A 13903-nucleotide genomic window follows, 5' to 3' on the forward strand; every position below is an offset into this window, starting at 1 on the left:
CGACGAACAGGTTGGTCGATTCGGCGATCCGGTCGCCCATCGATTTCGATGGGCGATAGTTTTTGTCGAACTGGCCGCGGATCCAGTCGTAGCCGGCTCGGTCGAACCCGAGTAGGCCGTCTTTGAGTCCGGTGCCCAGGCCGGTCCACGCTTCTTTGACGCCGGGGCCGTCTTTGCCGCCGATCCCGACTAGCGATCCGAGTCCTTTGACCATGTTCCGGCCGGCGCCCCATGAGCCCTTGCGCACCTTGTTCGCGGTCGTGAGCACCGATTTGTCGAAGTCAAGGATCCGCCGCCACATCGGACGGTTGTCGGGGGCATCGGTATGGCCGGTACGGTTCCCGGCGGCGTCGAACACGTCTTTGGAGCCGTCGGCGTTGACCTGTTCGATCGTGCCATCGGGTTTGATCGTCTGCTTGGACCAGTCCTTGTTCGCCGGATCGGTGCCGTCGTGGGTGATCGTGGCGATCCCGTTGACCCAACTGGTGCGGACCCCGCCCTCGACGACCACACCCGAGGTCGGTTTGCCGTCCTGGTCGTAGGCGATGGTGCCGATCTCCTTGCCCGACTTGTCGGTCACCCGCGAGTGCGACAGCCCGGTCGCCGGATCGACGTAGGTCGTCGTGTGTGAACCGGTGTCTTTGTTCGTCGCCACACTGACCTGGTTGCCGTTGACGTCGCGATAGACCCGTGCCGCGCCACCGTTACCGTCATCGACCCACCCGGTGCCATGCACATCAGTCTCACCGGTCAAATGCGCCGTGCCATCGGGATCGACCCGGGCCAGCTTCACCGAACCATCTTCGGCGATGGTCCGGGTTTGCCAGCCGCCGTGTTCGTCTTTGACTTTGTCCACCCGCGTCCACGTGCCGTGTTCGTCGACCGCCTCGGTCGAGACCTGGGTGCCGTCCCAGGACGAGGTGGTCGTCGAATACGGTGGGGCACCGGCGGTATCAACGCCCGGCCGCCACTGCATTGTCACCACATCAGCGCCAGGACCGTCCTGGTTGCGGTACTGTGCGTTGCCGTCCTTATCGGTCGACCACTGTTGAAACCCGCCCGCACCGTTGGACACCACCCGCGACTGCGAGGTGGGTTTGCCGGCCTTGTCGTAGGCCACCTGGTCAACGGTTTGGTCGCCGTTACCGGTCGGGATCGTGTACACCGTCTTAGTGCCATCAGGGTTCTTCTGCTCCCACGAATCACCCTCGCGGCGGCCCGAAGCCTGCCCCAACACAGTCGCATCAGTAGCCTTCTGACCCGGGTCGCGTTCCTGGAACCCCGCAACACCGTTGCCATCAGGATCATCAACCGTGCACTGACCGATCCCCTCAGGCGCCAACCCTGGCGCCTGCGCATCAGACGGTGCAGTCACCGCCGCCGGCAACACCTTCGTCGGAATAATCTTCGGCATCGCGACCGGATGAGACTGCGCCGCAGAATCGGCACCCGGCTGCTGCGCTGCCGGCACCGCAGACGTCTTCGCACCCGTGGCATCAATCTGCGCATACGACGGCAACTGCGAGTGCGCAGTAGGCGCCACCGGAACATCCGGCGCCACCGCCCGATCAGAAGGACCCGCCACGATCCCCAACCCTACGGCAGATGCGTACGGGAAGGTCCTATCCGTGTGAGTCGTCGTCCTTGGCTCGATAGCCGAACTCTTCTGCAAGGAGCTCGTTGATGGGCAGGGTGCTGTTCCCGAGGCGAATCGAGTCGATCAGGTTCGCAAAGTCCTCGGCGACGGTTGGGAACTCGGTTTCCGACGCAGACAGCCCGACAAGAATCTCGACCGTTCCGCCCAGCTCGGGCACGTCCATTATGAGAACGGTGTGCGCGACCGTCCATCCGCCTGGAACGTCGAAGACTTGCGTGCCGGTCTGCATCTCGGCACTCGGCGCACCCTTCTCGACCACTAGTGAGTCAGGGACCAGGTCATAGCCATGTCTCGCGCGTCGAAGCTGCTCGTCGAGCAGGGGTTCGTGGACATAGGACTGTCGCCACGCCAGCTGGGCGGTTGAGTAGATGGAACTGACCATTTGAACCCTGAACCAATCCGGCCCCCGCTCAACCGACGAGGGGTTAAGTCGCCAGCGTGGGTCGAGGTCGAAGGTGTAGACGGGGAGCACGCGCCAGTGTTGGGCGTTGTTATCGAGCATCGGCTTGCTGCCCTGTTCGTCGCATCTGGAGTGCCTAGGATCGGAGTCCATGTCATTACACAGCGTAGTGCGCGGAGTTCCTGATGGCCCTCTGGAGGGGCGCGCCATTCGACAAGCGGAGAAAGTTGTCCTCCCGCAGCTGTGGCAGGAACGGAGGGTGACGGTAGTGCCACTCGATTCCGCGGCGCCGACCAGCCTCGTAGCCGCACTGCTCGCTATTACTGCGGAGCGCGCGCTCGCTCCGCGCCTGCGCAGCGAGGGGAGCGGCCGGCGGATCGTCGGCGTCGATCTCGGTACCGAGAGTGCACTCTCGAGCCTTCTCGGGGGATTTGCCGGAGGAGACCTGGTCGGGTTGGCGGACCTCCAAGGGGTGGTCACCGACTTGGCCATCGACAGCTTCGTCGACGATCGGACCTTCAGCGGCACTCCGGTGATCGCGCCATCGGCCTTGAGTGCTTCTCCGGGTCACGTCACGGCGTCACTGGAGCGAATCGGTCACCGTCATTTTGCCGCGTTCGTCGATGTGCCGCCGTCGGTGGCGAGCCTCCTCATGGCCGCGGCACTGAGCGGTGCGGATTGGGCGGTCGCCGTCACGACCGGAGGGGTGCCGCCTTGGTTGTTCACCACGCATAATCCGCTGCAGCCGTTCCTGGACACCGAACGGCTACTTATCGTTGAGAGTCACGGTCCGACCGCACCGGATGAGGTCAATGCCTGGGGGTTCGAGATTCCCATGGTCTGCCTCGATCCAACGACGGTGAGTTCTCGGCCGCAGTACGGTTTGGACCTATCTATGGCACCGACCATGTTGGTCACGGTCCTTCTTCAGGTGGTGCAACTTCTGCTGGGCGCCGACGCCACGCCGACCTGAGTGGGGAGACGGTGCTCCAGGTGCCCACTGGCTAGTCGGCAATGGCGCACGTGAAGGTCACGCCAGTGGTTACCTGGTGACCTTGGAGTGGTCCGGCAAGTGGGGGCCAATGTTCGTTCGCTCAGCCGACCTAGCCGACCAGTGTTGGCAGGATAGCCGCCCCAGCAGTAGGCGTTTCGCGACGCGCTAGCTCGCATGAAGAAGGAGGCAGCCTTGGCTTACGTCAGCTCGACTTCGCCCAGCTGGTGAAGCGAGCCAACGATTACGGATGGCGACTCCTGGACTGCGAAGGCGGCGACAGTAGCGACCCCAATCAGCGCATCGTCATGGACGTGGAGAACAGCGTCGCCGCCGAAGAGAAGCGCCGCATCAGCCTGCGCACCAAGGAACGGCTGGCTCGCGCCCGTCGCGAGGGCAAGGTGCGGGGACGGCCTCGGCTCATCACCAACCCACCGAGCGCCGCATAGGCGTTCTGTCGTCCCGTGGCCTTGGCGCTAAGGCCATTGCCGCGCAGTTGACCGCAGACGGAATACCCACGCCCCGAGGCGGCGTTGAGTGGAGCCACGCCACCGTCCGGGATGTGGTCGCTCGCATGAAGAAGGAGGCAGCCTGACATGGCTTACGTACGTCCGCACGAGACCAGCAAGAAGCGCAAGGGGCGCGTCGTCAAGCGGTACGAGGTGTGTTGGCGCGAGCCCGTTCGCGACGAGTTCGGCTACCCATCCCGCTGAACCCCGACAACCCCGACGGCCCTAAGAAGATGCGGAGCGTCAAGAGAGCTACGCGACCGAGGCTCGCAAAGACGAGCTGAACGCCGCCAAGCACACCGGGCAGACGTCGGCCCTCGCAGAACAGCGCCGAGCCGGCGATCTGCCGTTCGGGTATTACGCGCAGGCATGGTTGGAGAGCTAGGCGGTCAAGGTGTCGCAGGGACGGCTGAAGCAGCGCACTCTCGACGACTACGAGGCAGTGCTGCATCGGTACGCGCTGGCCAAGTTCGGCGGTAAGGCGGTGGCAGCCATTCAGCCGCGCGACTGCGAACACTTCCTCGCGGACCTGGCGGCGCGCAAGCTGGCCCCCCAAGACGGTCAAACACGCATGGCTCAGCCTGCGGGCGGTGCTCAAGTACGCAACGCGCCACGGCGCTATCGCGGCCAATCCCACCGAGCAGGTGGACTTCAACACCGGGCATTCCGTGGGCGACCACGAGAAGTTCCAGCATCACCCGTTGACCGCCGAGCAGGTGGCCGCTGCGGCGCACGTCGTAGGGGAACGGTACCCCGTCTACGAGTTGCTGGCGTACTTCCTTCCGTACTCGGGTCTGCGGAAGGCGGAATGCGCCGGGCTGGAGATCCAAGACCTGGAGTTCACAACACGCCCCGGCCAGCCCACGCGCTGCACCGTCCATGTCCGCCGGACCAAGGACCGCAAAGGCGGGGAGTGGGTACCCAGTACCCCGAAGAGCCGCAAGTCGCGCCGGTCGGTGCCGTTGCCGTCGTGGTTGGCCGAGCGGATGCTCGCGTACGTCAACGACCACCCCCGCGCCGACGAGCCGTCCGCCCGCCGACAACTGCATCGTCGCGAAAGTATGGCGCGAGTAGTCGTGCAGCCGTACACCGCGCACCGCAGGCTCGCCGTCACGCTCCTGGGCGCTCACCGGTAGGCCAATCTCCACCAGCGCGGGCGCAAGCAGGTTCTCAAACCACGTTCCCAACTCGGGCGGTTGCGACCAGTCCAGCTCGGCGACGGTGGGCTGACCTTTCACTCTGCGCCCGTCGTTCTTCCGGCTGGGCCACAGGGGGCGCGCTGAACAACCTGCCCGAACCGACTGCCCCGGCTCCCGCCGAGGAACCTGCGCCCGACAACGTCGTCCAGCTATTCGGACACTGAAAAAGCGAGGCGTTATTCCATCCGACCTTTCGCGACACTCTTCGCTGTATCACCGATATTCACGGTGACGACGACTTCCCCGATTGGCCGTTCGTCTGGCCGGAGTTGTTCATTTTCAATTCGATCGCGCCCTGTTATTAGTCGCGATAACCTCGCAGAAGGCTTGAGCATATTGCTGATTGGGGAGTTGGTCTGAAAGGTGGCCGCGCGGCACGCTTTCGAGAAGACATCGAACACTTTCACGCGCAATTTTTCGATGGGAACATCCAGAGATTCGTCAGTTTCCGGGTCGCGGACAGCCTCAGTTTCGTCGTCGTAGATCGCGAAGATCATACCGGGGGTAACACCGTGGATCTTACCTCGGTTTATGACAACCGTGTACTCGTCATCGATCTTGGCTACCTGGCCCTCGATCTGAGCCTCATCGAAGAAACTGCTGTTCATGGTTGTTCATCCTCGGGTGTGTGCGGAGAGTGATCAGTCACGATGTTCTCTTCGGGTTTGTCAACAATGGGCTTCGGATTGTCGCCTTGCTGTATTCGTGTTCGAGCCCTGGACTCGTCCTGCGAATAGCTGTTCTCCGCATTGCTGAACCCTCGACGTGAGAGTGATTCCCACTCCCGCGTCGCCTGCAGCGCGGTCCGCAGGGTGAGTTCAGTGGCTGTCTTCGCTTGGGCGAGTGGCTCCAATAGCGATCCTAGATTCCCGTTCCTCACGGCCTCTCGCGCATTGAAAATCTTGCCATCGGCGTACTCGACCCCACCTGCCAAGTTAAGTGTCGTGTACGCCGCACCTTGGACCCGCATTTCGAGAGAGTGCTGTGCATTTACTCTGTGGTATATATGCGCGCTGCAAACACCGATGACCAGCGATAGTAGCGGCGACGCGGCGATGATGCAGAACCGACCCATCGGAGATTCCGGATCTCTCAGTCCGGTGGCGATTGCCCACACCATCAGTCCCAGAGCAGCAACGCCAAGAATGACCGCAACTACGATCTGGGCGTCTAAGTGGCGACGCGCTTGCGGGGATGATGTCGGCTCGCGGCCAAACCTGTCGAACATCCTGAGATCGTCCCACGAGACAGCGACGTGCCACGGTAGCCGCGCCGGTTGGGTAGCACGGGGGTAGCACGGCGAGCGGTGTAGCAGGGCCGAGAAAGCGAAAACCCCCTGCTAGCAGGGGGTTCGCGGTGCCCTCGGTGAGACTCGAACTCACACTGGACGGGTTTTGAATCCGTTGCCTCTGCCAATTGGGCTACGAGGGCGCGACCTTGAAGTTTAGTGGATCAATGGCGCGGGTTGCCAACCCCTGCCGGTAGGCTCGACATCTAGCGATTGTGCCGATGGAAAGGACACCAGTGGTCACCGAGGACCGACCGCCCAGCCGGGTGCTGGTAGCCGAGGACGACTCCCTGATCCGGATGGATCTGGTCGAGATGCTCCGCGAAGAGGGCTACGAGGTCGTCGGCGAGGCACCGAACGGCCAGGTCGCCGTCGATCTGACCGAGAGTCTGAAGCCCGATCTGGTGATCATGGACATCAAGATGCCGGTGCGCGACGGGATCGACGCGGCCACCGAGATCGCCGAGAAGCGCTTGGCTCCGGTCGTGATGCTCACCGCGTTCAGCCAGCGCGACTTCATCGAGAAGGCGCGCGACGCCGGCGCGATGGCTTACCTGGTCAAGCCGTTCTCCAAGGCCGACCTGACGCCGGCGATCGAGGTCGCCGTCAGCCGCTACCGCGAGTTGGCCGCGCTCGAGGCCGAGGTGCAGGACGTGCAGGAGACCCTCGCGACCCGCAAGCTCATCGACCGTGCCAAGGGGCTGCTGATGAGCCAGCACGCGATGACCGAGCCGGAGGCCTTCGCCTGGATCCAGCGCGCGGCGATGGATCGCCGCACGACGATGAAGCAGGTGGCCGAAGTGGTCATCGAGAACGTCCAGTCCTAAGGGGAACGATGCGGACACGTCAGCGGGTTTGCGCGGTCACCGCGGTGGTCCTGGCCGCCGCCCTGGCGGTGGCGGGCTGCGCCACCGGGGACGAGTCGTCGCCCGAGTCGGCGGCGGCGTCCGCGTCGGGGACGCCCAAGGCCCTGCCGTCGGCCCTCGACCTCGCCATCCACCCCGTCGCGCACCTGAATCTGGACGGCAAGAAGTACGACGCCCCGCCGCCGGCCAAGCCCGCCGATCCCGCGGGCAACGGCAAGGCGGTGTGCCGTCGGCTGACCATCGCGGTCGCCGGTGACCTCACCAGCAAGGACGGCGTCGACGGCGCCGGCGTGGCGAACGGCGTTCAGCTCGCCGTCGACAAGCACAACGCCGCGAATCCGCGGTGTCCGCTCGTGCTGGCGCGCGTGGACTCCAAGGGCAACACCGTCACCGCCACCAACCAGGCCGCCAAGCTCGTCGGCAACCCGAACGTCGTCGCGGTCATCGGGCCGCTGACCTCGTCGGAGGCGATGGAGACCGGTCCGGTGTTCCACAAGGCCGGGTTGGTGACGCTGAGCCCGTCGGCGACCGCCCCGACCCTCACCGACAAGGACTGGCGCACTTTCTTCCGCGGCGTCAACAACGACGACGTGCAGGGTGAGGCGATGGGTCGCTATCTCGCCGCCTCCGGTCGCAAGCGCGTCTGCGTCATCTCCGACGACACCGACGGCAGCGCCGGACTGGCGCGCGCGGTGACCCAGGGCCTGGGGAGCTCGGCGGTGAAGGATTGCGCGGTCAGCGCGCACCGCGGCGACCTCAACTACGCCCCGCGGATCGCGGCGATCACCAAGGCCCTCGCCGACGGCGTGTTCTACGCCGGCACCGCCCGCGACGCGGGACCGCTGGCCCTCGCGCTGAAGAAGGCGCTGCCGCAGGTGCACTTCTCGGCCGGCGACGAGGCGAACAACCTCGAGTTCCTCGCGCTGGCCAACCAGGGCGCCCCCGAGGTCGAGATGTCCTGCTCGTGCAGCCCCGACCCGTCGTCGTTCGCCGGCGACTACACGACCAAGTTCGGGATGCCCCCGGTGCGCTACGCGCTGGAGGCCTACGACCTGGCGACCATCGTCATCAGTGGAATCGACGACGGCCGCCAGAACCGCGCCAAGCTGCGCGACTACGTGGCGAAGTACTCCGGCGACGGGGTGTCGCGCCACTACCAGTGGTCGCCGACCGGCGAACTGCTCGGCAACACGGTGTGGCTCTACAAGGTGGGGCCACCGATCTGACGGGAGCGATGATGGGTTACACGGTCGATTTCACCGAGGTCTCCACGGTCGGCCTCGAATCGTCGCCGGTGGCCGATGCCCTGGCGGGGTTGCGCGCCAACGAGGCGCGGTTCCTGAAGAACAAGTTCGACCACACCCTGGTCGTGGAGCCGGCCGCCGAGGCCGCGGACACCGTCGCGTGGGTCGCGAACATCCTCAAGTCCGAGCGCGACATCGTCATCGCCTCCCCGGTGCTCGAGGCCTGCGCCTTCGACGTCGAGCGCGTCCACATGGCCTACCTCTTCTACCAGAGCGGCCTGTCGATCAACGTCATGTACGACCTGGACGACCCGGCCAAACGTGCCGTCGGCTTCAAGCTGTCCGACGGCATGGACGTCCCCGTCGAGCTCGCCGAGAAGTTCAAGTTCGCCCGCCAGCGCTCCAAGCTCGCCGGCACGATCCGGGGCTCGTACTTCGCGTTCAAGAACGACCACCCCTGGTGAGTTCGGCGCGTCGGAGTCCGGCACTAGAGTTGGTGCCGTGAGTCCCGCGCAGAAGTCAGCCTCCACGACCGCCCCCGCCACGACGGGGGACGAGCGACCGCTGCTCATGCTGCTCGACGGTCACTCGCTGGCCTACCGCGCCTTCTTCGCGCTGCCCGCCGAGAACTTCAAGACCGCCGGCGGGCAGACGACCAACGCCGTCTACGGCTTCACGTCGATGCTGATCAACCTGCTGCGCGACGAGGAACCCACGCACATCGCCGCGGCCTTCGACGTGTCCCGCCAGACGTTCCGATCCGAGCGGTTCCCCGAGTACAAGGCCCAGCGCGACAAGTCGCCGGACGAGTTCCGCGGCCAGGTCGACCTGACCAAAGAGGTCCTCGGGGCGCTGCGGATCCCGGTGTTCGCCGTCGACGGCTTCGAGGCCGACGACGTGATCGCCACCCTCGCGACCCAGGCGCGCGAGAAGGGCTACCGCGTCCTCATCGTCACCGGTGATCGCGACGCCCTGCAGCTCGTCGACCCGCACACCACCGTGCTCTACCCGAAGCGCGGCGTCTCCGAGCTGACGCGGTTCACACCCGAGGAGGTCGAGAACAAGTACGGCCTGACGCCCGCGCAGTACCCCGACTACGCCGCCCTGCGCGGCGACCCGTCGGACAACCTGCCGGGCATCCCCGGGGTGGGGGAGAAGACCGCCGCCAAGTGGATCCGCGAATACGGGTCGCTGGCCGGGCTCGTCGACCACGTCGACGAGGTGCGCGGCAAGGTCGGCGACGCTCTGCGCGCGAACCTCTCGTCGGTCCTCACCAACCGAGAGCTCACCGAGCTGGTCCGCGACGTCGAGCTCTCCGCCGGTCCCGACGAACTGGCCCTCGCCGGCTGGGACCGCGAACAGATCCACAAGCTGTTCGACGACCTCGAGTTCCGCGTGCTGCGCGACCGCCTGTTCTCGACCCTGTCGTCGGCCGAGCCGGAGGCCGAGTCGGGCTTCGACCTCGACGGCGAGGTGCTGGCCGCGGGCGCGGTCCGCGCATGGCTGGACGCCCACGCGCGCACCGGCCGCAGCGGCGTCATGGTGAAGGGCCCGCAGCGCGTCGTCGACTCCGACGTGGAGGCGCTCGCGATCGCCGCCGCCGACGAGGTCAGCGCCTACCTCGACCCGACCACCATGACCCCCGACGACGAGCAGGCGCTGGCCGAGTGGTTCGCCGACCCGTCGGCGGACAAGGCGCTGCACGAGGCCAAGTGGGCCTTCCACGCGCTGCGCGGGCGCGGCTGGAAACTGGCCGGCGTCAGCAGTGACACCGCGCTCGCCGCCTACCTGGTGCGGCCCGGGCAGCGCAGCTTCAACCTCGACGACCTGGCCGTCCGCTATCTGCGCCGCGAACTGCGCGTCGACACCGCCACACCCGACGACGGACAGTTGTCGCTGCTCGACGGCGAGGAGGACGACGCCAAGCGGGCGGACGAACTGATGCTCTCGGCGCGCGCGGTAGCCGAGTTGGCCGCCGCCTTCGACGAGGAGCTCGACAAGATCCATGCGCGGGACCTGCTGGCCGACGTCGAACTGCCGTTGCTGTTCGTGCTCGCCGACCTCGAGGCCACCGGTATCGCCGTCGACACCGAGCACCTGCGGACGCTGGAGGAGGGCTTCGCCGAGCGCGTGCGCTCGGCCGCCGAGGCCGCCTACGACGTCATCGGCGAGCAGGTGAACCTCGGCTCGCCCAAGCAGCTGCAGGCCATCCTCTTCGACAAGCTCGACATGCCGAAGACGAAGAAGACCAAGACCGGGTACACCACCGACGCGGATGCGCTGCAGGGGCTGTACGAGAAGACCGGGCACCCGTTCCTCGAGCACCTGCTCGACCATCGCGACGCGACGCGGCTGAAGGTGACGGTCGAGGGTCTGCTGAAATCCGTGGCTCCCGACGAGCGCATCCACACGACCTTCAACCAGACGATCGCGGCGACCGGACGGCTCTCGTCGACGGATCCGAACCTGCAGAACATCCCGGTGCGCACCCCGGCCGGGCGGCAGATCCGCGGCGGGTTCATCGTCACCGGCGGTGGTGCGCCGGACGCAGAGTTCGAGTGCCTGATGACCGCCGACTACAGCCAGATCGAGATGCGCATCATGGCGCACCTGTCCGAGGACGACGGCCTGATCGAGGCGTTCAACACCGGCGAGGACCTGCACAACTTCGTCGGGTCGCGGGCCTTCGGCGTGCCGATCGACGGGGTGACGCCGGAGATGCGCCACCGCGTCAAGGCGATGTCCTACGGACTCGCCTACGGATTGTCGGCCTTTGGCCTGGCCGCCCAACTCGGCATCAGCCGCGATGAGGCGAAAGAGCAGATGGAGGCCTATTTCGCCCGGTTCGGCGGGGTGCGCGACTACCTGCACAACGTCGTCGACGTCGCCCGCCGCAACGAGTACACGGCCACCGTCTACGGTCGCCGCCGCTACCTGCCCGATCTGAACAGCGACAACTGGCAGCGCCGCCAGGCCGCCGAGCGGATGGCTCTCAACGCGCCGATCCAGGGCAGTGCCGCCGACATCATCAAGGTCGCGATGATCAACGTGCACCGCCGCCTCACCGAGGCGAAGCTGCACAGCCGGATGCTCCTGCAGGTCCACGACGAGCTGGTGCTGGAGGTCGCGCGCGGGGAGCGCGAAGAGGTCGAGGCCCTGGTGCGCGAGGAGATGGGCGGCGCGATCAGCCTGTCGGTCCCACTCGACGTCTCCGTCGGATTCGGCCGCTCGTGGGACGACGCGGCGCACTGATGCGCAGCCCGGGCATGGTCGTCGCGCTGGCCGCGGTCGTGCTCGCCGTCGTCACCGGCTGCACCAACGACGAATCGGCTCTCGACACGAAGCCGATCACCGTCGACGTCGTCGCCCAACCCGATATCGCCGCACGCCTGCCCGCCGCGGTGCGCGCCACCGGCGTCCTGGTCGTCGGCTCCAATCCGCCATACCAGCCCAACGAGTTCAAGAACCGCGACGGCGAGATCGTCGGCTTCGACATCGACCTCGTCCGCGCCATGGCCCAGGTCGTGGGCATGCGGGTGCGAGTCGTCGAATCCGAGTTCGCGAAGATCATCCCGGCGATCCAAGCCGGCACGTTCAACCTGGGGATGTCGGCCTTCACCGACACCCTCGAGCGGGAGAAGCAGGTCGACTTCGTCACCTATTTCTCCGCCGGGGTGCAGTGGGCCCAGCGCACCGGGGACACGATCGACCCCGACGACGCCTGCGGCCGTCGCGTCGGCGTCAAGGCGACGACCGTGCAGGACACCCAGGAGGTGCCTGCCAAGTCCGCGGCGTGCACGGCCGCCGGCAAGGCCCCGATCCGCAAGATCAAGTTCGACAACCAGGACCAGACGGTCAACGCGCTCCTGCTCGGCCAGGTCGACGCGCTGTCCGCCGACTCACCCGTCACGGCCTACGCCATCAAGAAGACCGACGGTCAACTCGAACCCATCGGCCCGGTCTACGACGCCGCCCCCTACGGAATCCCGACCGCCAAGGGGTCCGGCCTGGCCGAGCCGCTCCGCGATGCACTGCAGTACCTGATCGACCACGGGCAGTACGCGACGATCGCGAACCACTGGGGCGTCGGGGCTGGAATGATTCGCACAGCGGTCGTCAACGGGGCGGAGGAGTGAGGACGTGACCGGCACGGAGAAGAAGATCGAGGCCGTCCCGCTCCGCCATCCCGGGCAGTGGGCGGCCGCGGCGGTGGTCCTCGTACTGGCCGGGTTGTTCGTGTACGGCGCGGCGACGAATCCGGCGTACCGGTGGCGGACCTACGCCTCCTACCTCTTCGACACCCGCATCCTCGCCGGACTCGGCTACACGCTGGCGCTGACCGTCCTGGCGATGCTCATCGCGGTGGTGCTCGGCGTCGCACTGGCGGTGATGCGCCTGACCGACAACCCGGTGCTGCGGTATTGCTCCTGGGTCTACATCTGGGTGTTCCGGGGCACGCCCGTGTACGTGCAGCTGGTGTTCTGGGGCCTGTTCGGGTCGATCTACAAGCGCATCGACATCGGGATCCCGTTCGTCCACCAGTTCGCACACGTGAACGTCCAGGCGCTCAACGCGGCCTTCTTCTTCGCCGTCATCGGCCTGGGGCTCAACGAGGCCGCCTACATGGCCGAGATCGTGCGGGCCGGGATCGCCTCGGTGGGACCGGGACAGGCGGAGGCGTCGACCGCGCTCGGCATGACCTGGGCGCAGACGATGCGCCGGACCGTGCTGCCGCAGGCGATGCGCGTGATCATCCCGCCCACCGGCAACGAGCTGATCAGCATGCTCAAGACGACCAGCCTCGTCGCCGCCGTTCCGTTCAGCCTCGAGCTCTACGGACGGGCCCGCGACATCTCCGGCGTCAACTTCCAGCCGATCCCGATGCTGCTCGTCGCGTCGACCTGGTACCTCGTCGCGACCAGCGTGTTGATGGTCGGGCAGCACTACCTGGAGAAGCACTTCGACAGGGGGTTTCGCCGATGACCCCGATGGTGTCGGCCCAGGCGGTGGGGAAGTCCTTCGGGTCCCTGGAGGTCCTCAAGGGGGTGTCGCTGGAGGTCGCGCGCGGCGAGGTGACCTGCCTGATCGGCCCGTCCGGCTCGGGCAAGTCGACGTTCCTGCGCTGCGTGAACCACCTCGAGCGGATCAACTCCGGGCGGCTCTACGTCGACGGCGAGCTCATGGGTTACCGCGAGCGCGGCGACAAGCTCTACGAACTGAGCCCCAAACAGGCGGCCAAACAGCGCCGGGACATCGGCATGGTGTTCCAGCACTTCAACCTCTTCCCGCACCGCACCGCGCTGGACAACGTCATCGAGGCGCCGATCCAGGTCGCCGGCACACCGCGCGACGAGGCGATCGCGCAGGCCCGCGACCTGTTGGAGCAGGTCGGCCTCGCCGACCGTGCCGACCACTATCCGGCCCAACTGTCCGGCGGGCAGCAGCAGCGCGTGGCGATCGCCCGGGCGCTGGCGATGGAGCCGAAGCTCATGCTGTTCGACGAGCCCACCTCGGCCCTGGACCCCGAACTGGTCGGCGACGTGCTCGCGGTGATGCGCCGCCTCGCCGACGAGGGCATGACGATGCTGGTCGTGACGCACGAGATGGGTTTCGCCCGCGAGGTCGCCGACCAGCTCGTGTTCATGGACGACGGCGTCGTCGTCGAACAGGGCGATCCGCGCGCCGTGCTCGCCGACCCGCAGCACGAGCGGACCCGTGCGTTCCTGGCGAAACTGCTCTGACAGACTCG

At 66.4% G+C, this 13903-nt stretch carries 15 protein-coding genes and 1 tRNA gene; 11 read left to right on the top strand and 5 right to left on the bottom strand.

The annotated features are described in order from the left end of the window. Together QM634_RS05295 and QM634_RS05300 are read right to left on the bottom strand one after the other, a co-directional pair. Positions 1–1585: hypothetical protein (locus QM634_RS05295; protein WP_415041727.1), on the bottom strand; the 1585-nt coding region annotated here is incomplete at its 3' end. Positions 1586–1622: 37 nt separating this feature from the next. Beyond that, positions 1623–2159, bottom strand: a complete 537-nt coding sequence (locus tag QM634_RS05300) for a hypothetical protein (protein WP_415041728.1) — start codon at positions 2157–2159, stop codon at positions 1623–1625. Positions 2160–2325: 166 nt separating this feature from the next. Here QM634_RS05300 and QM634_RS05305 point away from each other — a divergent pair, with 166 nt between their 5' ends. From QM634_RS05305 to QM634_RS05320, 4 genes are all read left to right on the top strand, one after another. Beyond that, positions 2326–3030: a hypothetical protein gene (locus QM634_RS05305; protein ID WP_415041729.1), complete on the top strand. Its 705-nt coding sequence runs from the start codon at positions 2326–2328 to the stop codon at positions 3028–3030. A 152-nt stretch (positions 3031–3182) separates the two neighbouring features. Further along, a complete protein-coding gene (locus QM634_RS05310) occupies positions 3183–3497 on the top strand; it encodes a recombinase family protein (RefSeq protein WP_415041772.1) in 315 nt (104 codons plus the stop codon). 47 nt (positions 3498–3544) lie between these two features. Continuing rightward, the gene (locus QM634_RS05315) at positions 3545–3643 is read left to right on the top strand and encodes a hypothetical protein (protein WP_415041730.1); all 99 of its coding nucleotides are present in this window, start codon (positions 3545–3547) and stop codon (positions 3641–3643) included. A gap of 504 nt (positions 3644–4147) precedes the next feature. Beyond that, the gene (locus QM634_RS05320; RefSeq protein ID WP_415041731.1) at positions 4148–4693 is read left to right on the top strand and encodes a hypothetical protein; all 546 of its coding nucleotides are present in this window, start codon (positions 4148–4150) and stop codon (positions 4691–4693) included. Between the two features lie 239 nt (positions 4694–4932). Here the strand turns inward: QM634_RS05320 and QM634_RS05325 are convergent, their stop codons facing one another. The 3 genes from QM634_RS05325 to QM634_RS05335 all read right to left on the bottom strand — a co-directional run bounded on the left by QM634_RS05325 (position 4933) and on the right by QM634_RS05335 (position 6187). Then, entirely contained in the window at positions 4933–5364 is a 432-nt protein-coding gene (locus tag QM634_RS05325; protein ID WP_415041732.1) for a hypothetical protein, read from the bottom strand. Next, a complete protein-coding gene (locus QM634_RS05330) occupies positions 5361–5984 on the bottom strand; it encodes a hypothetical protein (protein WP_415041733.1) in 624 nt (207 codons plus the stop codon). Before QM634_RS05330 ends, QM634_RS05325 begins: the two co-directional genes overlap by 4 nt. A 129-nt stretch (positions 5985–6113) precedes the next feature. Continuing rightward, a tRNA-Leu gene (locus tag QM634_RS05335) sits at positions 6114–6187 on the bottom strand. Positions 6188–6265: 78 nt separating this feature from the next. On the opposite strand from QM634_RS05335, the gene QM634_RS05340 reads away from it, so the two are divergent. Genes QM634_RS05340 through QM634_RS05370 form a run of 7 tightly spaced genes read left to right on the top strand, consistent with a single transcriptional unit; the run spans position 6266 to position 13895 of the window. Next, positions 6266–6871 carry an ANTAR domain-containing response regulator gene (locus QM634_RS05340; protein WP_415041734.1) on the top strand — a complete coding sequence of 202 codons (606 nt, stop codon included), beginning with the start codon at positions 6266–6268 and terminating at the stop codon, positions 6869–6871. A gap of 8 nt (positions 6872–6879) precedes the next feature. Then, positions 6880–8136, top strand: a complete 1257-nt coding sequence (locus QM634_RS05345; protein ID WP_415041735.1) for a branched-chain amino acid ABC transporter substrate-binding protein — start codon at positions 6880–6882, stop codon at positions 8134–8136. An 11-nt stretch (positions 8137–8147) separates the two neighbouring features. Then, on the top strand, positions 8148–8618 hold the full coding sequence (locus QM634_RS05350) for a phage tail protein (protein WP_415041736.1): 471 nt from the start codon (positions 8148–8150) through the stop codon (positions 8616–8618). Positions 8619–8655: 37 nt separating this feature from the next. Continuing rightward, positions 8656–11406 (top strand): DNA polymerase I, encoded by a 2751-nt coding sequence (gene polA, locus QM634_RS05355; protein WP_415041737.1) that lies wholly within the window; start codon positions 8656–8658, stop codon positions 11404–11406. Then, positions 11406–12290 carry an ABC transporter substrate-binding protein gene (locus QM634_RS05360; RefSeq protein ID WP_415041773.1) on the top strand — a complete coding sequence of 295 codons (885 nt, stop codon included), beginning with the start codon at positions 11406–11408 and terminating at the stop codon, positions 12288–12290. The genes polA and QM634_RS05360 overlap by 1 nt, the downstream gene beginning before the upstream one ends. Before the next feature lie 4 nt (positions 12291–12294). Then, a complete protein-coding gene (locus tag QM634_RS05365; protein WP_415041738.1) occupies positions 12295–13137 on the top strand; it encodes an amino acid ABC transporter permease in 843 nt (280 codons plus the stop codon). After that, complete coding sequence (locus tag QM634_RS05370) at positions 13134–13895, top strand: amino acid ABC transporter ATP-binding protein (RefSeq protein ID WP_415041739.1); 762 nt, start codon at positions 13134–13136, stop codon at positions 13893–13895. The genes QM634_RS05365 and QM634_RS05370 overlap by 4 nt, the downstream gene beginning before the upstream one ends. Positions 13896–13903: the final 8 nt, after the last annotated feature.

This window comes from Gordonia sp. (in: high G+C Gram-positive bacteria) (assembly GCF_047606305.1).
GTDB lineage: Bacteria > Actinomycetota > Actinomycetes > Mycobacteriales > Mycobacteriaceae > Gordonia.